The sequence below is a fragment of the Streptomyces sp. HUAS 31 genome, from assembly GCF_028198125.1.
Lineage (GTDB): Bacteria > Actinomycetota > Actinomycetes > Streptomycetales > Streptomycetaceae > Streptomyces > Streptomyces chartreusis.
This window is the reverse complement of the sequence record NZ_CP116353.1, coordinates 5,701,314-5,724,861: the sequence shown is the minus strand read 5'-3', so window position 1 is coordinate 5,724,861 and position 23,548 is coordinate 5,701,314. Positions and strand designations below refer to the sequence as shown.

Below are 23,548 nucleotides of genomic sequence, written 5' to 3'. Positions count from 1 at the left end.
CGCGAGGACAATGGAGACGTCCAGCCCCGCCCAGCCCCACCGGGAGGCGACGACGTCATGACCTTCGTGCAGTTGATCGATTGCAGGACCAGTCGGTTCGACGAGATGAACCGGCTGATGGACAGATGGGTCGAGCAGACCGAGGGGAAGCGGACGGCGACGCACGACATCATCGGGAAGGACCGCTCCGACTCGGGGCACTTCGTCGAGATCGTGGAGTTCGCCTCGTACGAGGACGCGATGCGGAACTCGAATCTCCCCGAGACCGACCGGATCTTCCAGGAGATGGTCGCGCTCTGCGACGAGACGCCGACGTTCACGGATCTCGACGTCGTGCGGGACGAGCAGCTGAATTGCCTGGCCGCGCGGGGTTTCTTCGAGGACATGGGGAGGATGGCGCCGGAGGACATCGGGGACCATCTCACCGACGACTACGTGGACGACGACCCGTCGTATCCGGAGCCGGTGCGCGGTGTGGAGGGGATCCGGGAGCAGTACGCGGGATGGAGTGCCGCCTTCGACTTCGCCTTCCGGATCGACGACCAGATGGCCCAGGACGACCAGGTGTGCACACGCTGGACCTGGAGCGCCCGGCACAACGGCGAGTTCCTGGGGATCGCGGCGACCGGTCAGGACGTGACCATGCGGGGCATGACCTGGCAGCGGTTCCGGGACGGCAGGATCTGCGAGAGCCACTGGATGTACGACCGGGCCGGGCTGCTGGAGCAGCTGGGGGTACTCGGCCGGTAGGCCCCGGCCCGCGAACAGGACCCAAGAGCCCGCGAAGGGGAAAGCCCCGGTTCCGCGCCTGCGCGCGGGACCGGGGCTCTCTACGAGCGGCTGGGCTCAGTGGGAGTGCCCGTGGCCGTGGCCACCGGCCGCCGCCGGCTCCTCCTCTTCCTTCTTCTCGACGACCAGGGTCTCGGTCGTGAGGAGCAGGGAGGCGATGGAGGCGGCGTTCTCCAGAGCGGAGCGGGTCACCTTGACCGGGTCGATGACGCCGGCCTTGACCAGGTCGCCGTACTCGCCGGTCGCGGCGTTGTAGCCGTTGCCCTTCTCGAGCTCGGCCACCTTGGAGACGATGACGTAGCCCTCGAGGCCGGCGTTCTCGGCGATCCAGCGCAGCGGCTCGACGGCGGCCTTGCGGACCACGGAGACACCGGTGGCCTCGTCGCCGGTCTTGTCGAGGTTGCCCTCGAGGACCTTGACGGCGTGGACCAGCGCGGAGCCACCACCGGAGACGATGCCCTCCTCGACCGCGGCGCGGGTCGCGGAGATGGCGTCCTCCAGACGGTGCTTCTTCTCCTTCAGCTCCACCTCGGTGGCGGCGCCGACCTTGATCACGCACACGCCGCCGGCCAGCTTCGCGAGGCGCTCCTGGAGCTTCTCGCGGTCCCAGTCGGAGTCGGTGTTCTCGATCTCGGCCTTGATCTGGGCGACGCGGCCCGTGACGTCCGCGGAGTCGCCGGCGCCGTCGACGACCGTGGTGTCGTCCTTGGTGACGGTGACGCGGCGGGCGCTGCCGAGCACGTCCAGGTCGGCCTGGTCGAGCTTGAGACCGACCTCCTCGGAGATGACCGTGGCGCCGGTGAGGACGGCCAGGTCCTGGAGCATCGCCTTGCGGCGGTCACCGAAGCCGGGGGCCTTGACCGCGACCGCGTTGAAGGTGCCGCGGATCTTGTTGACGACCAGGGTCGACAGGGCCTCGCCGTCGACGTCCTCGGCGATGATCAGCAGCGGCTTGGAGCCACCCGACTGGATGACCTTCTCCAGCAGCGGCAGCAGGTCCTGGATGGAGGAGATCTTGCCCTGGTTGATGAGGATGTAGGGATCCTCCAGGACGGCCTCCATGCGCTCCTGGTCCGTCACGAAGTACGGCGACAGGTAGCCCTTGTCGAAGGCCATGCCCTCGGTGAAGTCCAGCTCCAGACCGAAGGTGTTGGACTCCTCGACGGTGATGACACCGTCCTTGCCGACCTTGTCCATCGCCTCGGCGATGAGCTCGCCGACCTGCTGGTCCTGGGCGGACAGCGCGGCGACCGCGGCGATGTCGGACTTCTCGTCGATCGGGCGGGCCGAGGCGAGGAGGTCCTCGGAGACGGCGGCCACGGCCGCGTCGATGCCCTTCTTGAGCGCGGCCGGGGAGGCACCCGCGGCGACGTTCTTCAGGCCCTCGCGGACCAGCGCCTGGGCCAGCACGGTGGCGGTGGTGGTGCCGTCACCAGCGATGTCGTTGGTCTTGGTCGCCACCTCCTTCACCAGCTGGGCGCCGAGGTTCTCGTACGGGTCCTCGATCTCGACCTCACGGGCGATCGTGACACCGTCGTTGGTGATGGTGGGCGCGCCGAACTTCTTGTCGATGACGACGTTGCGGCCCTTGGGGCCGATCGTCACCTTGACCGTGTCGGCCAGCTTGTTGACGCCGCGCTCGAGGGCGCGACGGGCGTCCTCGTCGAACTTCAGGATCTTCGCCATGACAGCGGGAGCCCTCTCGGATCTGTGGGTTCTCAAAAAAGACACTGCGCCCCGGGCGCCCGGCTTCTTTAAGTGGTCGCGGGGGGCCAGGGGCGCAGCTGGAAAAACTCTGAGGTGGTGCTTACTTCTCGATGATCGCGAGCACGTCGCGAGCCGAGAGGACGAGGTACTCCTCGCCGTTGTACTTCACCTCGGTGCCGCCGTACTTGCTGTACAGCACGATGTCGCCGGTCTTGACGTCGAGCGGCAGGCGCTCGCCGTTCTCGAAGCGGCCCGGGCCCACGGCCAGGACGACGCCCTCCTGGGGCTTCTCCTTGGCGGTGTCCGGGATGACCAGGCCAGAGGCGGTGGTCTGCTCGGCGTCGAGCGGCTGGACCACGATGCGGTCCTCGAGCGGCTTGATGGCAACCTTGGAGCTGGTGGTCGTCACGATCCGACCTCCCCCTTCGGAGATCTCACGGGGTTAACTGTCTGAGGTGGCGACCAGGTGGATCCGTCGTCGCGGGTGCCGGACCTGCCCGTCGCGTAGTTGGCACTCTCCAGTGGGGAGTGCCAGACCCGAGACTATGACCGTGATTAGCACTCGGTCAAGCGGACTGCTAATTCACGACGGCGCGGCGCATCCCGGCGGCCTCGCTACAGGTAGTCCTCCAGGCGCCCCACCGTGAGTCCCCGCCGCTGGATCTCCCGCAGCAGCCGGGTCGTCCGCTCCCGCAGACCCAGCCCGGCGGGCTCACCCGAAGGGACGGACACGATGTCCCCGGCGCGCAGCCGGGCGGGCCCCCCGGCGTACGTCAGTCCGCCGTCGCCCTCCATCGCCGCCCGCCAGAGCACGACCGCCGTGACACCGCAGTGCGCGGCGGCGCGCAGCGTGGTGGCGTCGTAGGTGCCGTAGGGCGGGCGGAACAGGCGGGGGCGGATGCCGAAGCGGGCGCGGAGCTTGTTCTGCTGGCCGCAGATCTCGGCGCGCTGCCCCGCGTACGGCAGACCGCGCAGGGCGGCGTGGTCGAGGGTGTGGTTCTGGATCGACGCGCCCACCGAGCGCAGCCGGGCGAAGTGGCCGTAGCCCGGGCCGACCACGCTGTCCGTGAGGAACATGCTGACGGGCAGCCGCAGCTCGCGGACCATGTCAACGAAGCGGGGGTCCTTCTCGGCGCCGTCGTCGTAGCTGAGGAAGACGACCCGGTCGCGGGTGGGGACACGGTGCACGACGGGCAGCCGGTCGCCGGCCGGGTGCGGTGTCCTGCGGGCGGGCGGGGACGGCGGCGCGGGCAGCGGGTCGCTCAGGCCCCAGCGACGGTACGGCTGTTGGGTGTGCGTGGGGTTCTTCGCCGAGCGCGCCGACCGCTCGGCCGGCCCGCCGCGGGGGTCGGCCGGACCCGTCGGCCGAGCACAGCCCGCGAGCAGGGCGGACGCCAGGACCACTGCCGCGAGGGCCCGCGACCCCGGCGTCCGCGCCGATCTCACAGGTAGTCCTCCAGCCGTGCCACCGCGTACCCCTCGGCCGTCACCTTGTTCAGGAACCGGCGGATCATGTCGGGCATTGTGCCCTTCCAGTCCTCCCGGCCCCGGAAATGACTGAGCACGATGTCACCCGGTCGGATCTTCCGGTCCCACTCGCGGTAGTCCCAGTGGTCGACGAAGACCTCCTCGTTCCACAGCGGGACGTACTCGATGCCGCAGGACTTGGCGGCCCGCAGGCTGTTGCGGTTGTAGTTGCCGAAGGGCGGGCGGAAGAGCAGCGGGCGCTTGCCGTAGCGCTCCTCGATCACCTGCTGCATGCCGCAGATCTCGTGCTGCTGGCGGCGGTAGGACAGGGCCGGGAGGTAGGGGTGGTGCAGGGTGTGGTTGTTCAGGACCACGCCGCTGCGCTGCATCCGCCGGAAGTAGCCGTAGTCCTCCTTGATCAGGTAGTTGCTGAGGAAGGCGGTGTACGGCACCTGGAGGTCGTCCATCATCCGCAGGAAGGTCGGGTCCTTCTCGGCGCCGTCGTCGATGGTGAGGAAGACGACCCGCTGCTCGGTCGGGACGGTCGTGAAGACCGGCGGGAGCCCGAGTTCCTCGTGTCCGTCGACCTCGAAGCCGTCGCGGGTGGTGATCTCCGGCTTCTTCGCCGGGGGCGGCGGGGGCGTGAGCGGGACGCCGTCCAGGCGCCAGCGCCGGGCGGCGGCGATCCGGGCGGTGCGGGCCTCCTGGGCCGACTGGAACTTCTTGGCCTGTGAGTTCGCGGTGGCGATCGGCGACGACGCCTCGAGCGGCTGCCGGCTCGGCGGGGAGCCCGCGGCCTCGGATCCGCCTCCCGGACCGGGTACGCCCGTCGTCCCCGACGCGCGTCCTGCCCAGGGCGGGGCTCCGGCCGCGGATCCGCCGGGCTGCGCGCAGCCGGAGGCGATGGCGGCCACGACCAGCACGGCCATGACGCCGTGGACGCGCGCACGCCGGGCCGTCCGCTGACGGCGTCCTACGGGTACCGCCCCATTTCCGAGGCTTTTGTCATTTTGTACTACTAGTCGCATGGAGCCGGATCCTGGCAGGCTCCCGCCCCGAACCCGGCCCGACACCGCGGCAGTCGACGGACCATCCACCGACTGGCCCACAGCGCGGGCGGCGCGACACGTGGCCGACGGGCGGCAGAGGATCCGGGCGGCGGGCGGTCCGGGCGGCAGGCGGTCCGCGGCGGGCGGCAGCGGGCGGCGGGCGGTCCGCGGCGGGCGGCGGACGGTAGCACGCGGCGGGCGGCAGGCGGTCCGGGCGGCAGACGGTCCGGGCGGCAGGCGGTCCGCGGCGGCCGGCAGCGGGCGGCGGGCGGTCCGCGGCGGCCGGCAGCGGGCGGCGGGCGGTCCGCGACGGCCGGCAGCGGGCGGCGGGCGGTCCGCGACGGCCGGCAGCAGGCAGCGGACGGGACACGGTCCGGGCGGCAGGCGCCGGGCGGCACCCCACGACCGGGCCGTACGCCGTCCGCGCCGCACCTGGCCGACAATGTCCCGGTGAACGACCACCTCGCCTCCCTCTCCCTGCTCCTCACCCCCGAGGGCCGCGCCCTCCTCGACGTCGTCCGCGACACCGACCCCGCCGACGAACTCGCCGTCGCCACCCGGCTGCGCCGCGAGCACCCCGCCGAGCTGGTGTCGGCGGCCCTCGGTCAGGCGCGGCTGCGGCAGCGGGCGGTGGCGAAGTTCGGGGCGGCGGACGCGGGGCGGATGTTCTTCACGCCGAACGGGGTCGAGCAGTCGACGCGGGCGAGCGTGGCGACGTACCGGGCGCGGCGGATGCGGGAGCTGGGCATCGGCTCTGTCGCCGACCTGTGCTGCGGGATCGGCGGCGACGCCGTCGCGCTGGCGCGGGCCGGGATCCGGGTGCTGGCGGTGGACCGGGATCCGGCGACGGCGGCGGCGGCGCGGGCGAACGCCGAGGCCCTCGGACTCGCCGACCTGGTCGAGGTGCGGGAGGCGGACGTCACCGAGGTGGACACCAGCGGCTACGACGCCGTGTTCGTCGACCCGGCCCGGCGCGGCGGACGCGGGCGGATCTTCGATCCCGAGGCTTATTCGCCGCCGCTGTCCTGGGCCGTCGAGGCGGCACGCAAGGCACCGCACGCCGCCCTGAAGATCGCGCCCGGCATCCCCCACGAGGCGATCCCCGACGACGCCGAGGCCGAGTGGATCTCGGACGGCGGGGACGTGAAGGAGGCGGTGCTGTGGTTCGGCAGCGCCCCCGGGGCGATCCGCGCCACCCTGCTGCCCGGTCCGCGCTCGCTGCTCTCCCGCGGCCTGCCCGACCCCGAAGTCCGGCCCGTCGGCCGGTACTTGTACGAGCCCGACGGCGCCGTCATCCGCGCCCATCTGGTCGCCGAGGTCGCCGACGACCTGGACGGCGGGCTGGTCGACGCGACCATCGCGTACATCACGGCCGACGAGCTGCGGCCGACGCCGTACGCGACGGCGTACGAGATCACCGACCGGCTCCCCTTCAACGTCAAGAAGTTGAAGGCGCTGCTGCGGGAGCGCGAGGTGGGTGTCCTGACCGTCAAGAAGCGCGGCTCCGCCGTCGAGCCGGAGGAACTGCGCAAGAAGGTCAAGCCGCAGGGACCGAACGCGGCGACGGTGTTCCTGACCCGCGTGGCGGGGGCGCCGACGATGCTGGTGGGGCGGCCCGCGTAGTCACGCGCCGGTGTCCGCCGCCCGCCTGAGCAGCATCTCCCGCTCGGGCGCGTTCCGGGTCAGCGTCGCCGCCCGCTCGAACTCCGCCCGTGCCTCCGCCGTACGGCCCAGGCGCTGGAGCAGGTCGCCGCGGACGCTCGGCAGCAAGTGGTAGTCCCGCAGCGCCGGTTCGGCGGCGATGGCGTCGACGATCTCCAGGGCGGGCCGCGGGCCCTCGGCCATCGACACGGCGACCGCGCGGTTCAACTCGATGACCGGGGAGGGCACTCGGGCGGCGAGGAGGCCGTAGAGGGTGGCGATGGTCTTCCAGTCGGTCTCGTCGTAGGTGTACGCGTGCGCGTGGCACGCGGCGATGGCCGCCTGGAGGGCGTACGGGCCGGGGGCGCCGGTGGCCGTGGCGTCGGCGCGGGACAGGGCCTGGATGCCGCGGGCGATCAGCATGCGGTTCCAGCGGCCGCGGCTCTGGTCCTTCAGCAGGATCGGCTCGCCGGACGGGCCGGTGCGGGCCGCCGCGCGGGACGCCTGGAACTCCAGCAGGGACGTCAGCGCGTGCACCTCCGGCTCCTTCGGCATCAGCCCCGACAGCACGCGGGCCAGCCGCAGCGCGTCCTCGCACAGGCCCGGGCGCAGCCAGTCGTCGCCGGCCGTGGCGGCGTACCCCTCGTTGAAGATCAGGTAGATGACGTCGAGGACCGAGCCGAGACGGGCCTCGCGGTCGGGGCCGTAGGGGACCTCGAAGGCGACGTTCTTCGTGGCGAGCGTGCGCTTGGCGCGGACGATGCGCTGGGCGACCGTCGGCTCCGGGACCAGGAAGGCCCGGGCGATCTCCGGGGTGGTCAGACCGCCGAGGAGGCGGAGGGTGAGGGCGATGCGGGACTCCGGCGACAGCACCGGGTGGCAGGTGGTGAAGACCAGGCGCAGCAGATCGTCGTCGATGTCCTCGGGGTCGGACGGCTCCTCGGGGGGTGCCGTCGTCTCCAGGTCGCGGCCGATCTCGGCGAGCTTGCGGGCGTAGTTCTCGCGGCGGCGGATCAGGTCGACGGCGCGGTGCCTGGCGGCGGCCATGAGCCAGGCGCCGGGGTTGTCCGGGACGCCGTCGCGCGGCCACTGCTCCAGCGCGGCGACCAGCGCGTCCTGCGCGAGCTCCTCGGCGATGCCGACGTCGCGGACCAGCCGGGTGACGGCCGCGATGACCCGCGGGGACTCGATACGGAAGACGGTCTCGACGGTCGCGGCCGTGTCGGCGGCGGCAGTGCCGGTACCGGCGGTGCCGCGATCGCTGTCCGCGGCGGCGCCGCCGGTGTCCGCGGTGGGCTGGGGCTGTGGTTCCACAGCCCACCATCAGACACCCGTACGGCCACGGAGCCAAGGAACCGGATCAGCCCTCGGCGATCTCCCGCACCTCGCAGGTCACCGTCCACTCCTCGCCGTGCACCTTGACGAACCGCTTGGTCCACTCCAGGGCCTCGGCCATGTCCTTGCACTGCATGAGCGCGTAGCCGCCGATGACCTCCTTGGACTCGGTGAAGGGCCCGTCGGTGACGGAGATGCTGCCGCCCTCCCAGTGCACGCGGCTGCCCTGCGCGGACGGCGTCAGTCCGGCCGTGTCGAGCATGACGCCGGCCTTGGTGATCTCTTCCATCAGCTCGCCCATCCGCTGCATCAGCTCGGGGCTCGGGCCCTCGGCGGGGGCGGTGGACTCGTCGATCTTCACGAGCGACAGGTAGCGGGGCATGGTGGCTCCTCGTGTGCGGGGACCGGGTTCCTCCCGGCCTCTCACACCTTCGTCGAACGGCGGACCGCTCGATCGACACGCTCCCCGGATTTCCTCGAAGATTTTTTTCTCACCTCAGGGACTCCCACAGTTCGCCCGCCTCCGGCTCCTCGGCCACCACCCGGTTGCGGTCCGACGGCGCCGGTACGACCGGCATCATGACGGTCCGCACCGCGTCCGACGTCAGGCCGCTCAGGCTGCGGCCGAGGCTCACCAGCTCGGTCAGGGAGTCCAGGCCGGTGTCGGTGGTCAGGCCGGCCGTCACCGCGTCGGCGACCCGGTAGAGCCTGGTGGGGTCGGTGAGCAGGGACGTCGCGGACATCTGGTCCAGGAGTGCCTTCACCAGCGTCTGCTGGAGGCCGATGCGGCCGAGGTCGCTGCCGTCGCCTATGCCGTGCCGGGTGCGGGCGAGGGCCAGCGCCTGCTCGCCGTCCAGGTGGTGCGTGCCCGCCGCCAGGGTCAGATGGCTGTCCTCGTCGTCGATGTCCTCGTCCGTCGTGACGGTGACGCCGCCCAGCGCGTCCACCAGCTTCGCGAAGCCGGAGAAGTCGATCTCGATGTAGTGGTCCATGCGGATGCCCGTGAGCGACTCGACGGTCTTGACCGCGCAGACGGGGCCGCCGATCGAATACGCGCTGTTGAACATGGAGTTGTACGACACCTCGGTCGACCCACCCGACGGCAGCGGGCAGGACGGCCGGGTGACCAGGGTGTCGCGCGGAATGGAGACGACCGTCGCCTCCGTGCGGCCGGCGTCGATGTGCACGACCATCGCGGTGTCGGAGCGGGCGCCGGTGCTGCTGCCGCCGCCGAGTTCCCGGTTCTCCGCGCCGCTGCGCGAGTCCGAGCCGAGGACCAGGATGTTCAGCGAACCCGTGGGCAGCGGGGACTCGGAGGCGGAGGGCGCCGGCGTCGTCATCGCCCTGGGCGGGCGGTTGTCGCCGAGCGCGCTGTCGATGTCGACGCTCTTGATGTTGTCGTTGAGGTGCCAGTAGACCCAGCCCGCCGCGGCGACGCCCAGGGTCAGGATGCCGGCGAGGAGGAGGCCGACGGTCTTGAGTGCTGTCGACCGCCGGCCCGGGTGTCTGCCGTCGTCCTCGTCCGCTTCCCGTCCGTTCGCGCCAAGTCCCGTCATAGGCAGGAACGTACGTCCGAATTATTACGGGCAGGGATGCCAGACCGCCTTTTCTTCGGAAATTCTCAGACTTCCCGGCCGAACCGGCCCCGACCCAGGACCCGTTGACACCGAACGCCTCTGAACCACCGCCGGAAACCGGCCCGTTGTCGAAAGTTTCGTCCACACGACCGACTGACTTCGGGGTCGCGGACGAGGCACCGCGGAACAACCGTCGACGCGGCAACAGGCCGCTACTGCCGGCCCGCGGGCGGCTCCCCCGTACTGCTGCGCACCACCAGGCTGGTCGCCAGCTCCACCCGCGTCGCCGGCGCCCCCTCCTCGCGCGCGAGGTCGAGCACCAGCTTCGCCGCCGCCTCGGCCATCTCCGTCAGCGGCTGCCGTACGGTCGTCAGCGGCGGCCCGACCCAGCGGGCGACCGGCAGATCGTCGAAGCCGACGACGCTGAGGTCCTCCGGGATGCGCAGCCCCAGCTCGCGCGCGGCCTCGTACAGTCCGAGCGCCTGGAGGTCGTTGCCGGCGAAGACGGCGGTCGGCCGGTCCGGGCGGCGCAGCAGCTCAAGGCCCTGCCGGTAGCCGGTCTCGTGGTGGAAGTCGCCGGGCCGGATCAGGTCCTGCTCGACCGGCAGCCCGGCCGTCTCCAGGGCGGCGCGGTAGCCGTCGAGACGGGCGCGGCTGCACATCATCCGGGACGGCCCGGTGATCGCGCCGATCCTGCGGTGGCCGAGGTCGACGAGGTGCCGGGTGGCGGCGAGCCCGCCCTGCCAGTTGGTGGCACCGATGGACGGCACGTCGGCCCCGGGGTCGCCCGCCGGGTCCATCACCACGAACGGGATCGAGCGGCTGGTGAGCAGGGCGCGCTGGGACTCGTCGAGGCCGGACAGCACGAGGATCACGCCGTGCGGGCGCCGTGCGGCGACCTGGTCGGCCCAGGTCCGGCCCGGCGTCAGCCGCCCGGCGCTCTCGCTCAGCACCACGCTCAGCCCGGCGTCGCGGGCGACGTTCTCCACGCCCCGGATGACCTCCATCGCCCACGCGCTCTCCAGCTCGTGGAAGACCAGGTCGATCAGCGGCGAGCGGCTGGCCTCGGCCCGCCGGCGCCGGTAGCCGTGGGCGCGCAGCAGCTCCTCGACGCGGGTTCGGGTGGCCGGGGCGACGTCGGCGCGTCCGTTGAGGACCTTCGAAACAGTCGGCGCGGACACGCCTGCCTCGCGGGCGATCTCGGCGAGCGTCGCGGTCTGCGCGGACCGGCCGGCGGTCGGTGCCGTCGTCGTGGTCGTCCGGGTTTTGGACGTTGTCGACCGGCTTTCCGACTCTGTCGTCCGGGTTTCAGCGGGCTCACGGGCTGTCATGGCGGCGATCGTATCCCTGCGCGACCTCTTGACGAACCCTTCTCGCCGCACCTAGGTTCCGGAACATTCGAGGTGAATAACGAAACATTCGCGAGTGGGCCATCGCCCCGACAGGAGTTTCATGACCACCGCCCCCTGGCGCGACCCCGCCCTGTCCGCCGCCGCCCGCGTCGACGATCTCCTCTCCCGGATGACCCTTCAGGAGAAGACCGCCCAGCTCTACGGCGTCTGGGTGGGCGCCGCCACGGACGGCGACGGTGTCGCCCCGCACCAGCACGACATGGCCACCGACCGCACCGCCGACGAATGGGACGAGCTGATCACGCACGGCCTCGGCCAGCTCACCCGCTCCTTCGGCACCGCGCCCGTGGGCCCGGCGCTCGGCGCGCAGGCACTGGCCCGCGCCCAGCGCCGTATCGCCGGCGCGGGCCGCTTCGGCATTCCCGCGGTGGCGCACGAGGAGTGCCTGGCCGGCTTCACGGCCTGGCGGGCCACGGCGTACCCGGTCCCGCTCGCCTGGGGAGCCACCTTCGACCCCCCGCTCGTCGAGGAGATGGCCCGGCGCATCGGCCATGACCTGCGCTCGGCCGGTGTCCACCAGGGCCTGGCGCCGGTCCTGGACGTCGTACGCGATCCGCGCTGGGGCCGGGTCGAGGAGACCATCGGCGAGGACCCGTATCTGACCGGCACGATCGGCACGGCCTATGTCCGGGGTCTGGAGTCGGCCGGCGTCATCGCGACGCTCAAGCACTTCGCCGGGTACGCGTCGTCGGCGGGCGCGCGCAATCTCGCCCCGGTGCGGGCGGGCGTGCGCGAACTCGCCGACGTCACCCTCCCTCCGTTCGAGATGGCACTGCGGGAGGGCGGGGCGCGGTCGGTGATGGCGGCGTACAACGAGACGGACGGGGTGCCGGCGTCGGCGGACCCGGGGCTGCTGACCGAACTCCTGCGCTCGGAATGGGGCTTCACGGGCACGGTGGTCGCCGACTACTTCGGCATCGGCTTCCTTCAGACGCTGCACCGGGTGGCGGGCAGCCCGGCCCGGGCGGCGCACGCGGCGCTGGCGGCGGGCATCGACGTGGAACTCCCGACGGTGAAGTGCTACGGACAGCCGCTCGTCGAAGCCGTCCTGGCCGGCGAGGTCCCGGAGGAACTCGTGGACCGGGCGGCACGGCGGGTGCTGCTCCAGAAGTGCGAGCTGGGACTGCTGGACGAGGACTGGACGCCGGAGCCGGCTTCGTCGCGCCTCGACCTGGACTCCCCCGGCAACCGGGCGTTGGCCCGCCGGGTGGCCGAGGAGTCGGTGGTGCTCCTGGACAACCCGGACGGCGTGCTGCCGCTGCCGCCGGACGCCCGCGTGGCGGTGGTGGGCCCGCGCGCGGCGGACGCCCTGGCCATGCTCGGCTGCTACTCCTTCCCGTCCCACGTCCTCACGCACCACCCCGAGGTGCCGATGGGCATCGAGATCCCGACGCTCCTGGAGGCCCTGCGCACCGAACTCCCCCACGCCAAGGTGACGTTCGCGGAGGGCTGCGGGGTCACCGACCCGGACACGGCCGGCTTCGAGGAGGCGGTCGCACGGGCGTCGGAGGCGGACGTGTGCCTGGCGGTGCTGGGCGACCGGGCGGGCCTGTTCGGGCGCGGCACCTCGGGCGAGGGCTGCGACGTCACGGACCTACGACTGCCCGGCGTGCAGGCCGAGTTGCTGGACGCGCTGGTGGCGACCGGCGTCCCGGTGGTCCTGGTCCTGCTGACCGGCCGGCCCTACGCCCTGGGCCGCTGGGCGGGCCGACTGGGAGCGGTCGTGCAGGCCTTCTTCCCCGGGGAGGAGGGCGGCCCGGCAGTGGCAGGAGCCCTGTCGGGCCGCGTGAACCCTTCGGGCCGACTGCCGGTGAGCGTGCCACGGGACCCCGGGGGCCAGCCGTGGACGTACCTCCAGCCCCCGCTGGGCCTGGCGGGAGAGGTCAGCAACCTGGACCCGACACCACTGCACGCCTTCGGCCACGGCCACTCGTACACGACGTTCACCTGGGACGACTTCCAGGGCACCCCCCCGGAGGTCCCCACGGACGGCACGTACGACCTCTCACTCACGGTCCGCAACACGGGAGCCCGAGCGGGCGCGGACGTCATCCAGCTCTACCTGCACGACCCGGTGGCCTCGGTCACCCGCCCGGATGTCCGACTGATCGGATACCAGCGGGTGAACCTGGAGCCGGGCGAGTCCCGCCGAGTCACGTTCCACTTCCACACCGACCTGTCGTCCTTCACCGACCGCTCGGGACGCAGGGTGGTCGAACCGGGGGAGCTGGAGCTGCGGGTGGGGGCGTCGAGCGCGGACGTACGGTATACGGCGCGACTCCAACTGACCGGCCCTGTACGGGAGTTGGGGTTGGACCGGCGGTTGCGGTGCGAGGCGGAGGTGTCGGCGCCGGCTTGACGGGGACGCCGGAGCGGGGCCGCGCCTTGGCTCCGGTCAGGGGCCCTCGATCCCCACCGACTCGAACCTCCACCGATGCACCGCCCGAGTCACCAACTCCCCCTCCGGCTCGGGAAGTTCGGGCAGGTCCGTGTCGAGGGAGGCATCCCACCAGGTGATGACGAGGACGCGGTCCCCGGGAGCCTGGAAGGTCTCCCGGCGCAGGGGGCGTACGGCCAGCTCCTGCCCCCGGGCCCACCCGAGCAGTTCCGCGCCCCGGCCGGGGACCGCTCGTGCCTCCCACATCAGCGCGACCGTCACGAGTACAGGTTCTCCTTGCTGACCTCGTGCACGTGGTCGTGGTCATGGGTGTGGCCGTGGGCCTCGTCCGTGAAGTTTCCCGGCACGTGCGGGTCCGTCACCGGCAGGGAGGAGTCCGCCGACAGGTCCCAGCTCGACGCCGACCGGTTGCGGGCCACCATCTCCGCGCCCAGTGCCGCCACCATCGCGCCGTTGTCGGTGCACAGCTTCGGCCGCGGCACCCGGAGCCGGATGCCGGCCGCCTCGCACCGCTCCTGCGCCAACGCCCGCAGCCGGGAGTTGGCGGCCACGCCACCGCCGATCATCAGGTGGTCGACGCCCTCGTCCTTGCAGGCCCGTACGGCCTTTCGGGTCAGCACGTCGACGACCGCCTCCTGGAAGGACGCCGAGACGTCACGCACCGGCACCTCCTCCCCCGCCGCCCGCTTGGCCTCGATCCAGCGGGCGACCGCCGTCTTCAGGCCCGAGAACGAGAAGTCGTACGCCGGGTCGCGCGGGCCCGTCAGTCCGCGCGGGAAGGCGATCGCGTTCGGGTCGCCCTCGCGGGCGTAGCGGTCGATGACCGGCCCGCCGGGGAAGCCGAGGTTCAGCACGCGCGCGATCTTGTCGAAGGCCTCGCCGGCCGCGTCGTCGATGGTCGCGCCCAGCGGCCGTACGTCCGAGGTGATGTCGGTCGAGAGCAGCAGCGAGGAGTGGCCGCCGGACACCAGCAGCGCCATCGTCGGCTCCGGAAGCGCGCCGTGTTCGAGCTGGTCCACGCAGATGTGGGAGGCCAGGTGGTTGACGCCGTAGAGCGGCTTGCCCAGCGCGTAGGCGTACGCCTTCGCCGCCGAGACACCGACGAGCAGCGCGCCCGCCAGGCCCGGACCGGCGGTCACCGCGATGCCGTCGAGGTCGCGGGCGCTCACCCCGGCCTCCTTCAGCGCACGGTCGATGGTCGGCACCATCGCCTCCAGGTGCGCCCGTGAGGCGACCTCCGGCACGACGCCGCCGAAGCGGGCGTGCTCGTCGACGCTGGAGGCGACGGCGTCGGCGAGCAGGGTGGTGCCGCGGACGATGCCGACGCCGGTCTCGTCACAGGAGGTCTCGATGCCGAGGACGAGGGGAACGTCGCGCGAGTCAGCCATTGATCTCGGTTCCTTGTACGGAGTTTTCGGGGGCGGTCAGTCGCATCACCAGGGCGTCCACGTTCCCCGGCTGGTAGTAGCCGCGTCGGAAGCCGATGGCCTCGAAGCCGAAGCGCTCGTAGAGCTTCTGCGCGCGGACGTTGTCCACACGGCACTCCAGCATCACTTCGGCGCACTCGAAGTCGCCCGCGGCGCGCAGCAGTTCGGTGAGGAGCCGGCCGCCGAGGCCGGTGCCCCAGTGGTCACGGGCGACGGCGATGGTCTGGATGTCGGCGAGGTCCCCGGCGGAGGCGAGACCGGCGTAGCCCACGACCCTGTCGGGTCCCTCGGCGACGACATAGCGCCGGGTCGCCTCGGGCCCGCGCGAGTGCGCCAGCTCGGACCAGAACATGCCCCGGGACCAGGCGTCCTCGGGGAACAGGTCCTTCTCCAGCTCCAGCACGCGGTCGATGTCCCACCAGCGCATCTCGCGCAGCGGAGGACCGGAGGCAGCGGCGGCGGGAGTCACGGGTTCGGTCACTTGGGGGTGACCACCTTGTAGTTCTTGGGGACCTGGGCGTCGGGCCGGCGCAGATACAGCGGCCGCGGCGCGGGGAGTTCCTCGCCCGCCGCCAGCTTCTCGGCGGCCAGCGCGGCGAGCGCCGCCGCCGACACGTGCTCGGGCTCGTGGGCGCGGGGGAAGGTGTCGGGGTACAGCAGCGCGCCCGCGCCGACGGCAGGCAGCCCGGCGATCTCGTCGGCGATGTCGGCGGGCCGGTCGACGGCCGGGTCGGTCAGCCGGGTGCGGGAGTCGGCGTACCGCGCCCAGTAGACCTCCTTGCGCCGGGCGTCCGTCGCGACGACGAACGGGCCCTTCTCGATGTCGGCCGCGTAGGCGAGGCCGTCCAGTGTGCACAGGCCGTGCACGGGGACGCCGAGGGCGAGCCCGAAGGTGTCGGCGGTCATCAGGCCGACGCGCAGCCCGGTGTAGGGGCCGGGTCCGATGCCTACGACGATGCCGGTGACGGCGTCGAGCCGTTTGCCGGCCTCGGCGAGGACCCGGTCGACGGCCGGCAGCAGCAACTCGCCGTGCCGGCGCGCGTCCACCTGGCTAGAGGAGGCGATGACGTCCGTGCCGTCGTGCAGCGCGACGGTGACGGCGGGGGTGGCGGTATCCAGAGCGAGCAAGAGCACGCAAACAGCCTACGGCGCCCGCGCCCCGTCGGGCGCCGCCGCGTTGCCCGGCCCGTTCGCCCGCGGGGTGCCCTCGGCCGGTCCGGCGGACGTGAGCCTGCTCAGCGCGTGTTCGACACCGGCGCGCCCCTTCGGCTCACTCGCGGGGCGGGCGCTTGACGGCTGCTACGGTCGGGCTGGATCACGACATATGACGCGAACGCTGAGGTGAGCGAGGGTGGCAGGCAGCAGCTCCTCAATCGTGGCGGGGCTGACCGCGGCTGCCCTGGCGACGGTCGGCTTCCTCGCGTTCCGGGCCTCGGCCACCGTCCCGGCCGACCTGGCGGGGCCGCGCGGCGGCGACGTGCGGGGGGTGAGCGCCTCCAAGGTGCCGCGTGACCGCGAGGACCCCGACGCGCTGCCCGACGGATCCGGTACGGGGCAGCGGGTCGTGTACTCGGTGGACGACGACCGGGTGTGGCTGGTCGCGGCGGGCGGCAAGGTCAAGCGCACGTTCCGCGTGTACCCCGGATCGGTCGACCCCCCGACGGGCGTGTACGCGGTCACCTCCCGCTCCAACGCGGCCACCGGCACGGACGGCGCCGCCATCGAGCACGTCATCCGCTTCGCCAGCGTGGACACCGTGACCATCGGCTTCAGTACGACCGTCAGGAGCCCGTCGACGCATCCCGACCCGGCCCTGGAGACGGGCGGTATCCGCGAGTCGCGGGCGGACGGCGACGCGATGTGGGACTTCGCGACGATCGGCCGCGCGGTCGTGGTGATCCGCTAGGCCCCTAGGCCGCTTCGCGGTGCCTGCGCGGCGGGTGCTCCGGCCGCCCGTGCTGCTGCGGCAGCCCGGCCTCGGGCTCTCGCGGCGGAGTGGAGATCAGTCTCGCCGCGGCGCCGGCCGCGAGCAGATCACGCATGGACACCCCGGCGGTCACCTCGGGCCGCTGCTGGGCCGTGTTCTCCGATGCCGGCATGGACGCCTCCTGGGGGCCGGGGGCAGACGTAGTTAGGCACACCTAACTACGGACTGGGTACCATGTGACCACGCACAAGACCGCGAACGCAATATTTTGCCGACGTCTTGTCGGAATGTTCATCGCCGACAGCAGGCGCAGACCGCGGCGGCAGGCGCAGACCGCCGACAGCGGGCTCAGGCCGACAGCACGCTCAGGTCCGCCGTCGCCCAACGCTCCCCGAGCCCGGTCACGGTCACGTGCCGCACCTCGTCGGTCGTGTCGCCGACGGTCCGGTGGATCACGACCTGGAGGCGCTCCTCGGTCAGCTCCTCGACCTTGCCCTCGCCCCACTCCACGACGATCACCGAGTCGGGCAGGGAGACGTCGAGGTCGAGGTCCTCCATCTCGTCGAGGCCGCCGGACAGCCGGTAGGCGTCGACGTGGACGAGCGGCGGACCGTCCCCGAGGGACGGGTGCACACGGGCGATCACGAAGGTCGGGGACGTGACCGCTCCCCGGACCCCCATCCCCTCGCCGAGCCCGCGCGTCAGCGTCGTCTTGCCCGCGCCGAGCTCCCCGCTGAGCATCACCAGGTCGCCGGCGCGCAGCAGCTTGGCGAGGCGGCGGCCCAGCTCCCGCATCTGGTCGGGGGCGGTGACGGTCAGCTGAAGGTCACCCGCGTTGTGCGGTGCTGCTGGTGCTTCCATAGCCACTAACGGTAGCTCCTGCCGGCACCGCACCCGCCCGGGTGAGCAGGTCGGCCAGACGGTCGGTGACCGCTTCCGGGTGCTCCAGCATGACCAGGTGCCCGGCGTCCGGCACGAGCACCAGTTCGGCCTCCGGCAGATGGTCGGCGATGGCCTCGCTGTGCTCGCTGGGCGTGACGAGGTCGCCCACGCCGGCCAGGACGAGCACCGGCATGTCCGTGAACAGGGCGAGCGCCTCGGTCTTGTCGTGGTCGGTGAAGGCCGGGTAGAACTCCGCGACCACGTCGATCGGCGTCCCCTCGATCATCCGCTCGGCGAACCGGGCGACGGCCGGGTCGACGTCCCGGGACGAGAACGAGTACCGCTTGATGATCCCGGCGAACAGGTCGGCGGTGGCCCGCCGCCCGCGCTCCACCAGCTCGGCCCGCTGCCCCAGCGCCTTGAGCACGCCCGGCAGCACTCGCCGCACCGCGTTCACCCCTGCGACGGGCAGTCCGAAGTTGACCTCGCCGAGCTTCCCGGACGACGTACCGACGAGCGCGGTGGCGACGACCCGGTCGCGGATCAGGTCCGGGAACTGATCGGCCAGCGCCATGACGGTCATCCCGCCCATGGAGTGCCCGACCAGCACGAGCGGCCCTTCCGGCGCGGCCGCGTCGATGACGGCCTTCAGGTCGCGCCCGAGCTGCTCGATGTCGACGTGCCTGCCCTCCTGCGTCTGGGCGACGCCGCGCCCCGAACGGCCGTGGCTGCGCTGGTCCCAGTGCACGGTGCGCACGACGCCCCGCAGCGCGGCCCGCTGGAAGTGCCAGGAGTCCTGGTTGAGGCAGTAGCCGTGGCTGAAGACGACGGTGACGGGGGCCGGTGCCTTGCGCCCGAAGAGCCGTCGCCGGCGCGGGCTCAGGGCGGGAGCGGCCTCGGGGTCGATGTCGTCGACCTCGTAGTACAGCTCGGTGCCGTCGTCGGAGTAGGCCTTGCCGGGTGTGCCGCGCAGCGAGCCGTACGGTCCCGCCGAGTCGAGGGCGAGTCTGGCCTTCTGCCGCATGCCGCGGCCCACTGTCATGCGCTCTATGGCGACGCCGGCGGCGGCGCCCGCCGCGATCACGCCTATCGCCGCACCGGCGATGCCGGTGGCCCTGCGCCAGTTCGCGGCCGCCCCCGTGGCGGAGGCGACGGCCGCGACGGCCTCCGCACTGCTCTCGCTCACGTACCGCTCCTCTTCGATGGGTCTGGTGGTGCCGCTGTGACGTGGGTGGTCGATGGTGCCGGTGTTTCGATCATGCGTCCCGCTACGGGTTACCCGTCTCGTTCCTCATTCACTTAGCCGCACACAGATGGACGCATCACATAGCCCGGATCACAGCGCCGCATCACATGGACGCATTCCTATAGACGCGCGGAACGCGCGTTCCGATCCGGGTGACGATTTCGTACGCGATGGTCCCCGCCGCCTGCGCCCAGTCCTCGGCGGTGGGCTCACCGCCGTCACCTGGCCCGAACAGCACGGCCTGCGCACCCGGCTCGGGCTCGTCCCCGCCCAGGTCGACGACGAACTGGTCCATGGCGATCCGCCCCGCGACCGTCCGCCACTTGCCGCCGACCAGCACCGGCCCGGCGCCGGAGGCGTGCCGCGGGACGCCGTCGGCGTAGCCCAGGGGGACGAGGCCGAGGGTGGTCTCGCCGGGGGTGACGTAGCGATGGCCGTAGGAGACGCCGTGGCCGCCCGGCACGTGCTTGACCAGCGCCAGGGACGCCGACAGCGTCATCACGGGCCGCAGCCCGAAGTCGGCGGGGCTGCCCAGCTCGGGGCTGGGCGAGATGCCGTAGGTCGCGATGCCGGTGCGCACCAGGTCGAAGTGGCTGTCCGGGAGGGTGAGCGTGGCGGGCGAGTTCGCGATGTGCCGCACCTCCGGCCGCGCGCCCTGCCCCTCGGCGTACGCCACCATCTCCCGGAAGCGGGTGAGCTGGGCGGCGATCGAGGGATGCCCGGGCTCGTCGGCGCAGGCGAAGTGCGACCACAGCCCGGTGACGCTCAGGAGCCCTTCGGCCTCGGCCCGCAGGGCCTCGCGGACCAGCTCGGCCCAGTCGTCGCCCGGCTGGCAGCCGCCGCGCCCGAGCCCGGTGTCGGCCTTGAGGTGCACACGGGCGGGGGCGCCGGCCTGCCGGGCGGCCTCGGTGACCTCCCGAAGGGCCCACATTCCGCTGACGGAGACGTCGACGTCGGCCTCGACGGCCTCCCGCCAGGGGCCGCCCGGCGTCCACAGCCAGCACATCATCCGCATGCCGCGCAGCCCGGCGGCCCGCAGCACGAGGGCCTCCTCGGGGGTCGCCGTACCCAGCCAGGTGGCGCCCGCGTCGACGGCGGCGCGGGCGCACCGGACGGCCCCGTGGCCGTACGCGTCCGATTTCACGACGGCCATCAGGGCCGCGCCCGGTGCGTGGGCGCGCAGGCTCAGCACGTTGGACCGCAGGGCGGCCAGGTCGATCTCGGCGCGGGCTCGCAGGGGCGCGGTCCGCAGGGCTGTTGTCTCTGTCATCGCGCCCCCAGTGTCTCAGAGGGGTCCGACATCGCCGCCGCGCCGGGAGCCATGGCCTACTGCTCCTGCCTGTGCCCCCACACGTAGACCCGGTCGCCCTTCTTCAGCAGCCCCCACAGCTTCCGCGAGTCCTTCAGCGTCATGTTGACGCAGCCCCGCGAGCCGACGGGGGTGTAGAGGCTGCCGTAGACGCCGTGGAACGCCTGGCCCCCGCTGAAGAACTGGGAGTAGGGCATGGGGCTCTTGTAGAGCGTCGACACATGGTTCTTGTGCCGCCAGTAGACCGCGTGCCAGCCGTTGCGCGTCCCGTATCCCGTACGTCCGCTGCGGATGGGCACGGGTCCGAACACGACGCCGCCCTTGCCGTGCTGCACCCAGGCGATCTGCCGGTCGAGGTCGACACAGGCCACCCGGTACGCCCGCACCGGGCACTTCTTGGCCGCGTTGGGGTTCTTGCGGGCGCCGACCAGCTGCATGGTGGCCCAGGTCACCGGTCCGGCGTACCCGATGGCGGGCTTGATGCGGTACTTCTTCTGGAAGACGCGGATGGCCTTGCAGTCACCCTTCGACTGCTCGCCGTCGACCGGCCGCTTCAGCCACCGCTCGACCTCCCGCTGCCGCAGGCCCGTCTCCTCGCTGCACGTCACGTCCCCGAAGGAGTCCATGGGGTCGACGTACTCCACGCGGTCGTACGCCTCCTCCGGGGCGTCCTTGGGCTCGACGGCCTCCTCCGCGCGGGTGGGCTTGTACACCTTCGGCGGCAGTGCCTGGTCGGGTGTGTCCATCTCCGAGAGCGGAAGCAGGGTCAGGGGGATGCCGGGCACGAGATCGGCGGCCTGCGGTCCGGACGTCGGGGGCACCGGGTCCGAGGAGTCCGCCGGGTCCGCCGAGGCGCCGCCGACGGGCATGATGACCGCCCCGGCGAGAAGCACGGCGACACTCCGGCGTGCGATACGTCTGCTCATCATGCGCACAGGGAAGCGTGATGGCCCCGCCCGCGCGGAGGCGCCGCGCGGCTGGGTCACTCTTTCGAGGACCATCTCGCAAGGACCCATAGGGTGCTCGGCATGAGCATCATCGGGGTCGGCATCGACGTGGCCGAGATCGACAGATTCGAGGCGGCGCTGGAGCGCACCCCCGGGTTGGCCGAACGGCTCTTCCTGGAGCGGGAGTTGCTGCTGCCGAGCGGCGGCCGCCGGGGCATCGCCTCGCTCGCCGCCCGCTTCGCCGCGAAGGAGGCCCTGGCGAAGGCGCTGGGCGCGCCGGCGGGTCTGCTCTGGACCGACGCCGAGGTCTGCGTCGAGGACAGCGGGCAGCCCCGGCTGCGGGTGACGGGCACGGTGGCGGCCCGGGCGGCCGAACTCGGCGTCCGGTCCTGGCATGTGTCGCTGAGCCATGACGCCGGGGTGGCATCGGCCGTGGTGATCGCGGAGGGCTGAGCGGGCCTGCCGCGCGAGGCACGGCACGACACCGTCGGACGCGCCGCCCCACGCCCCGCGCGGGGGACCGATCACATGCGGATCGCCCACGGCACGTGAAGACCACGGTCACGGCGGTGAGCTGAGCGCAACACCGCTCTACGTCGCTGGACGCGACGCCCCACGCCCGCGCGGGGGACCGATCGCATGCGGATCGCCCACGGCACGTGAAGACCGCGGTCACGGCGGTGAGCTGAGCGCAACACCGCTCTACGTCGCTGGGCGCGACGCCCCACGCCCCGCACGGGGGACCGATCACATGCGGATCGCCCACGGCACGTGAAGACCGCGGTCACGGCGGTGAGCTGAGCGCAACACGGCCCTACGTCGCTGGACGCGACGCCCCTCGCCCCGTACGGGAGACTCGGTCGTATGCGGACTGCGTACGGCGTGGAGACGGTAAGGGCGGCCGAACGGGAGCTGATGGCGCGGCTCCCGGACGGGGCGCTGATGCAGCGGGCGGCGGCCGGACTGGCCGCGGCCTGCGCGGATCTGCTGGGCCGGGTGTACGGCAGCCGGGTCGTGCTGCTGGTCGGCAGCGGCGACAACGGCGGCGACGCCCTGTACGCCGGTGCCCGGCTGGCCCGGCGCGGAGCGGGCGTGACGGCGGTGCTGCCGGCGCCGGATCGCGCGCACGCCGGGGGCCTCGCGGCGCTGCGGCGGGCGGGCGGGCGGCCCGTCGGCCTCGATGCCGCCGAGGAGTTGATCGAGCGCGCGGACCTGGTCGTGGACGGCATCGTCGGCATCGGCGGCAAGGGCGGGCTGCGGCCGGACGCGGCACCGCTGGCCGACGCGGCGGCCAGGTCCGGGGCCGCGGTGGTCGCCGTCGACCTGCCGAGCGGCGTGGACGCCGACACGGGCGAGGTGCGGGGCACGGCGATCCGCGCCGACCTCACCGTCACCTTCGGCACGCACAAGCCGGGCCTGCTGATCGACCCGGCGCGGGAGTACGCCGGTGTGGTGCGGCTCGTGGACATCGGACTGGCGCTGCCGGCCGACGCGGCGGAGCTGGAGGCGCTCCAACACGCCGATGTGGCCCGACTGTTGCCGCTGCCGGGAGCGGCGACCGACAAGTACCGGCGCGGGGTCGTGGGCATCGCGGCGGGATCGTCGAGGTATCCGGGCGCGGCCGTGCTGGCGGTGGCGGGCGCGCTGCGGGGCGGGGCCGGGGCCGTGCGGTACGTCGGTCCGGCGGCGGACGCGGTGATCGCGCGGTTCCCCGAGACGCTGGTGTCGGACCGGGGACCGAAGAAGGCCGGGCGCGTACAGGCCTGGGTCGTCGGGCCGGGCGCCGGGGACGACGCGGCGACGGTGGCGGAGGTGCTCGCGACCGACGTACCGGTGCTGCTGGACGCGGACGGGCTGCGGCTGGCGGACGCCGGGACGGTACGGGACCGCGGGGCGCCGACCCTGATGACCCCGCACGCCGGGGAGGCGGCGGCGCTGCTCGGGGTCTCCCGCGAGGAGGTCGAGGGGGCCCGGCTGTCCGCGGTACGGGAGTTGGCGCGGCGGTATGCGGCGACCGTACTGCTGAAGGGCTCGACCACGCTGGTGGCCCGGGCGGGCGGCGCCGGCGCGGTGCGGGTGAACCCGACGGGCACGGGATGGCTGGCCACGGCCGGCAGCGGGGACGTGCTGTCGGGCCTGGGCGGATCTCTGCTCGCGGCGGGCCTCCCGGCGGTGGACGCCGCGAGCGTGGCGGCGTACCTCCACGGCCTCTCGGCGAGATTCGCGGCGGACGGGGCGCCGTTGGGGGCGCATGACGTGGCGGAGGGGATTCCGGAGGCTTGGCGGGATGTGCGGGGGTGAGGAGAGGTTCGGAGGGCTGGTCGACCGGGTCGGGCTGCACCCCCCAGGGCGCGGGGAACTGCGCGACCGTCCCCCGCCCACCCGCGGACGGGTACGCGCCGCCACCGCTCTCCCCTTGACCCGCGCTCGTCCCT

At 72.7% G+C, this 23,548-nt stretch carries 23 protein-coding genes; 6 read left to right on the top strand and 17 right to left on the bottom strand.

Going from position 1 to position 23,548, the window contains the following annotated elements; all coding sequences use genetic code 11:
* The first annotated feature begins 57 nt into the window (after positions 1 to 57).
* Positions 58 to 750 carry an ester cyclase gene (locus PGH47_RS25735; RefSeq protein WP_271665384.1) on the top strand — a complete coding sequence of 231 codons (693 nt, stop codon included), beginning with the start codon at positions 58 to 60 and terminating at the stop codon, positions 748 to 750.
* Between the two features lie 96 nt (positions 751 to 846).
* Here PGH47_RS25735 and groL read toward each other — a convergent pair whose 3' ends face one another.
* The 4 genes from groL to PGH47_RS25715 form a co-directional block, all read right to left on the bottom strand.
* A complete protein-coding gene (gene groL, locus PGH47_RS25730; RefSeq protein ID WP_271665383.1) occupies positions 847 to 2,475 on the bottom strand; it encodes a chaperonin GroEL in 1,629 nt (542 codons plus the stop codon).
* Between the two features lie 121 nt (positions 2,476 to 2,596).
* Complete coding sequence (gene groES / locus PGH47_RS25725) at positions 2,597 to 2,905, bottom strand: co-chaperone GroES (RefSeq protein WP_003998759.1); 309 nt, start codon at positions 2,903 to 2,905, stop codon at positions 2,597 to 2,599.
* Between the two features lie 206 nt (positions 2,906 to 3,111).
* Complete coding sequence (locus PGH47_RS25720) at positions 3,112 to 3,942, bottom strand: polysaccharide deacetylase family protein (RefSeq protein WP_271665382.1); 831 nt, start codon at positions 3,940 to 3,942, stop codon at positions 3,112 to 3,114.
* Positions 3,939 to 4,991, bottom strand: a complete 1,053-nt coding sequence (locus PGH47_RS25715) for a polysaccharide deacetylase family protein (RefSeq protein WP_443048532.1) — start codon at positions 4,989 to 4,991, stop codon at positions 3,939 to 3,941. Before PGH47_RS25715 ends, PGH47_RS25720 begins: the two co-directional genes overlap by 4 nt.
* 471 nt (positions 4,992 to 5,462) lie before the next feature.
* On the opposite strand from PGH47_RS25715, the gene PGH47_RS25710 reads away from it, so the two are divergent.
* The gene (locus PGH47_RS25710; RefSeq protein WP_271665380.1) at positions 5,463 to 6,635 is read left to right on the top strand and encodes a class I SAM-dependent methyltransferase; all 1,173 of its coding nucleotides are present in this window, start codon (positions 5,463 to 5,465) and stop codon (positions 6,633 to 6,635) included.
* Here PGH47_RS25710 and PGH47_RS25705 read toward each other — a convergent pair whose 3' ends face one another.
* The 4 genes from PGH47_RS25705 to PGH47_RS25690 all read right to left on the bottom strand — a co-directional run bounded on the left by PGH47_RS25705 (position 6,636) and on the right by PGH47_RS25690 (position 10,896).
* Complete coding sequence (locus PGH47_RS25705; protein WP_271665379.1) at positions 6,636 to 7,967, bottom strand: RNA polymerase sigma factor; 1,332 nt, start codon at positions 7,965 to 7,967, stop codon at positions 6,636 to 6,638.
* A 46-nt stretch (positions 7,968 to 8,013) separates the two neighbouring features.
* The gene (locus tag PGH47_RS25700; RefSeq protein ID WP_030952213.1) at positions 8,014 to 8,370 is read right to left on the bottom strand and encodes a YciI family protein; all 357 of its coding nucleotides are present in this window, start codon (positions 8,368 to 8,370) and stop codon (positions 8,014 to 8,016) included.
* 109 nt (positions 8,371 to 8,479) lie between these two features.
* Positions 8,480 to 9,544 carry an LCP family protein gene (locus PGH47_RS25695; RefSeq protein WP_271665378.1) on the bottom strand — a complete coding sequence of 355 codons (1,065 nt, stop codon included), beginning with the start codon at positions 9,542 to 9,544 and terminating at the stop codon, positions 8,480 to 8,482.
* A 233-nt stretch (positions 9,545 to 9,777) separates the two neighbouring features.
* The gene (locus tag PGH47_RS25690) at positions 9,778 to 10,896 is read right to left on the bottom strand and encodes a LacI family DNA-binding transcriptional regulator (protein ID WP_271665377.1); all 1,119 of its coding nucleotides are present in this window, start codon (positions 10,894 to 10,896) and stop codon (positions 9,778 to 9,780) included.
* A gap of 121 nt (positions 10,897 to 11,017) precedes the next feature.
* On the opposite strand from PGH47_RS25690, the gene PGH47_RS25685 reads away from it, so the two are divergent.
* Positions 11,018 to 13,336: a glycoside hydrolase family 3 N-terminal domain-containing protein gene (locus PGH47_RS25685; RefSeq protein WP_271665376.1), complete on the top strand. Its 2,319-nt coding sequence runs from the start codon at positions 11,018 to 11,020 to the stop codon at positions 13,334 to 13,336.
* Positions 13,337 to 13,372: 36 nt separating this feature from the next.
* Here the strand turns inward: PGH47_RS25685 and PGH47_RS25680 are convergent, their stop codons facing one another.
* Genes PGH47_RS25680 through tsaB form a run of 4 tightly spaced genes read right to left on the bottom strand, consistent with a single transcriptional unit; the run spans position 13,373 to position 15,936 of the window.
* Positions 13,373 to 13,636 (bottom strand): hypothetical protein, encoded by a 264-nt coding sequence (locus tag PGH47_RS25680; RefSeq protein ID WP_271665375.1) that lies wholly within the window; start codon positions 13,634 to 13,636, stop codon positions 13,373 to 13,375.
* Positions 13,633 to 14,763, bottom strand: a complete 1,131-nt coding sequence (gene tsaD, locus PGH47_RS25675) for a tRNA (adenosine(37)-N6)-threonylcarbamoyltransferase complex transferase subunit TsaD (protein WP_030952202.1) — start codon at positions 14,761 to 14,763, stop codon at positions 13,633 to 13,635. The genes PGH47_RS25680 and tsaD overlap by 4 nt, the downstream gene beginning before the upstream one ends.
* Positions 14,756 to 15,283: a ribosomal protein S18-alanine N-acetyltransferase gene (gene rimI / locus PGH47_RS25670; protein WP_371127627.1), complete on the bottom strand. Its 528-nt coding sequence runs from the start codon at positions 15,281 to 15,283 to the stop codon at positions 14,756 to 14,758. The genes tsaD and rimI overlap by 8 nt, the downstream gene beginning before the upstream one ends.
* Positions 15,280 to 15,936 (bottom strand): tRNA (adenosine(37)-N6)-threonylcarbamoyltransferase complex dimerization subunit type 1 TsaB, encoded by a 657-nt coding sequence (tsaB, locus tag PGH47_RS25665; protein ID WP_271665374.1) that lies wholly within the window; start codon positions 15,934 to 15,936, stop codon positions 15,280 to 15,282. The genes rimI and tsaB overlap by 4 nt, the downstream gene beginning before the upstream one ends.
* Positions 15,937 to 16,153: 217 nt before the next feature.
* Between tsaB and PGH47_RS25660 the strand changes: the two genes are divergently transcribed.
* Positions 16,154 to 16,708 (top strand): hypothetical protein, encoded by a 555-nt coding sequence (locus PGH47_RS25660; RefSeq protein ID WP_271665373.1) that lies wholly within the window; start codon positions 16,154 to 16,156, stop codon positions 16,706 to 16,708.
* 4 nt (positions 16,709 to 16,712) lie between these two features.
* Here the strand turns inward: PGH47_RS25660 and PGH47_RS25655 are convergent, their stop codons facing one another.
* From PGH47_RS25655 to PGH47_RS25635, 5 genes are all read right to left on the bottom strand, one after another.
* Complete coding sequence (locus PGH47_RS25655) at positions 16,713 to 16,901, bottom strand: hypothetical protein (RefSeq protein ID WP_271665372.1); 189 nt, start codon at positions 16,899 to 16,901, stop codon at positions 16,713 to 16,715.
* A gap of 176 nt (positions 16,902 to 17,077) precedes the next feature.
* Positions 17,078 to 17,590: a tRNA (adenosine(37)-N6)-threonylcarbamoyltransferase complex ATPase subunit type 1 TsaE gene (gene tsaE, locus PGH47_RS25650; RefSeq protein ID WP_271665371.1), complete on the bottom strand. Its 513-nt coding sequence runs from the start codon at positions 17,588 to 17,590 to the stop codon at positions 17,078 to 17,080.
* On the bottom strand, positions 17,556 to 18,797 hold the full coding sequence (locus PGH47_RS25645; protein WP_271665370.1) for an alpha/beta fold hydrolase: 1,242 nt from the start codon (positions 18,795 to 18,797) through the stop codon (positions 17,556 to 17,558). The genes tsaE and PGH47_RS25645 overlap by 35 nt, the downstream gene beginning before the upstream one ends.
* A 163-nt stretch (positions 18,798 to 18,960) precedes the next feature.
* Positions 18,961 to 20,127: an alanine racemase gene (gene alr, locus PGH47_RS25640; protein ID WP_271665369.1), complete on the bottom strand. Its 1,167-nt coding sequence runs from the start codon at positions 20,125 to 20,127 to the stop codon at positions 18,961 to 18,963.
* 56 nt (positions 20,128 to 20,183) lie between these two features.
* The gene (locus tag PGH47_RS25635) at positions 20,184 to 21,095 is read right to left on the bottom strand and encodes a L,D-transpeptidase family protein (RefSeq protein ID WP_271665368.1); all 912 of its coding nucleotides are present in this window, start codon (positions 21,093 to 21,095) and stop codon (positions 20,184 to 20,186) included.
* Positions 21,096 to 21,194: 99 nt separating this feature from the next.
* Here PGH47_RS25635 and PGH47_RS25630 point away from each other — a divergent pair, with 99 nt between their 5' ends.
* Positions 21,195 to 21,566, top strand: coding sequence for a holo-ACP synthase (locus PGH47_RS25630; RefSeq protein WP_093748897.1), 372 nt, complete (start codon positions 21,195 to 21,197; stop codon positions 21,564 to 21,566).
* Between the two features lie 411 nt (positions 21,567 to 21,977).
* The gene (locus tag PGH47_RS25625; protein WP_271665367.1) at positions 21,978 to 23,414 is read left to right on the top strand and encodes an NAD(P)H-hydrate dehydratase; all 1,437 of its coding nucleotides are present in this window, start codon (positions 21,978 to 21,980) and stop codon (positions 23,412 to 23,414) included.
* The last annotated feature ends 134 nt before the right edge of the window (positions 23,415 to 23,548 follow it).

Excerpts from the sequence above, each read along its gene's own strand:
- PGH47_RS25735 (WP_271665384.1), top strand. The coding sequence starts at position 58 with ATGACCTTCGTGCAGTTGATCGATTGCAGGACCAGTCGGTTCGACGAG.
- groL (WP_271665383.1), bottom strand. The coding sequence starts at position 2,475 with ATGGCGAAGATCCTGAAGTTCGACGAGGACGCCCGTCGCGCCCTCGAG.
- PGH47_RS25715 (WP_443048532.1), bottom strand. The coding sequence starts at position 4,991 with ATGCGACTAGTAGTACAAAATGACAAAAGCCTCGGAAATGGGGCGGTA.
- PGH47_RS25700 (WP_030952213.1), bottom strand. The coding sequence starts at position 8,370 with ATGCCCCGCTACCTGTCGCTCGTGAAGATCGACGAGTCCACCGCCCCC.
- PGH47_RS25695 (WP_271665378.1), bottom strand. The coding sequence starts at position 9,544 with ATGACGGGACTTGGCGCGAACGGACGGGAAGCGGACGAGGACGACGGC.
- PGH47_RS25690 (WP_271665377.1), bottom strand. The coding sequence starts at position 10,896 with ATGACAGCCCGTGAGCCCGCTGAAACCCGGACGACAGAGTCGGAAAGC.
- PGH47_RS25685 (WP_271665376.1), top strand. The coding sequence starts at position 11,018 with ATGACCACCGCCCCCTGGCGCGACCCCGCCCTGTCCGCCGCCGCCCGC.
- tsaD (WP_030952202.1), bottom strand. The coding sequence starts at position 14,763 with ATGGCTGACTCGCGCGACGTTCCCCTCGTCCTCGGCATCGAGACCTCC.
- PGH47_RS25655 (WP_271665372.1), bottom strand. The coding sequence starts at position 16,901 with ATGCCGGCATCGGAGAACACGGCCCAGCAGCGGCCCGAGGTGACCGCC.
- tsaE (WP_271665371.1), bottom strand. The coding sequence starts at position 17,590 with ATGGAAGCACCAGCAGCACCGCACAACGCGGGTGACCTTCAGCTGACC.
- alr (WP_271665369.1), bottom strand. The coding sequence starts at position 20,127 with ATGACAGAGACAACAGCCCTGCGGACCGCGCCCCTGCGAGCCCGCGCC.
- PGH47_RS25635 (WP_271665368.1), bottom strand. The coding sequence starts at position 21,095 with ATGATGAGCAGACGTATCGCACGCCGGAGTGTCGCCGTGCTTCTCGCC.
- PGH47_RS25630 (WP_093748897.1), top strand. The coding sequence starts at position 21,195 with ATGAGCATCATCGGGGTCGGCATCGACGTGGCCGAGATCGACAGATTC.
- PGH47_RS25625 (WP_271665367.1), top strand. The coding sequence starts at position 21,978 with ATGCGGACTGCGTACGGCGTGGAGACGGTAAGGGCGGCCGAACGGGAG.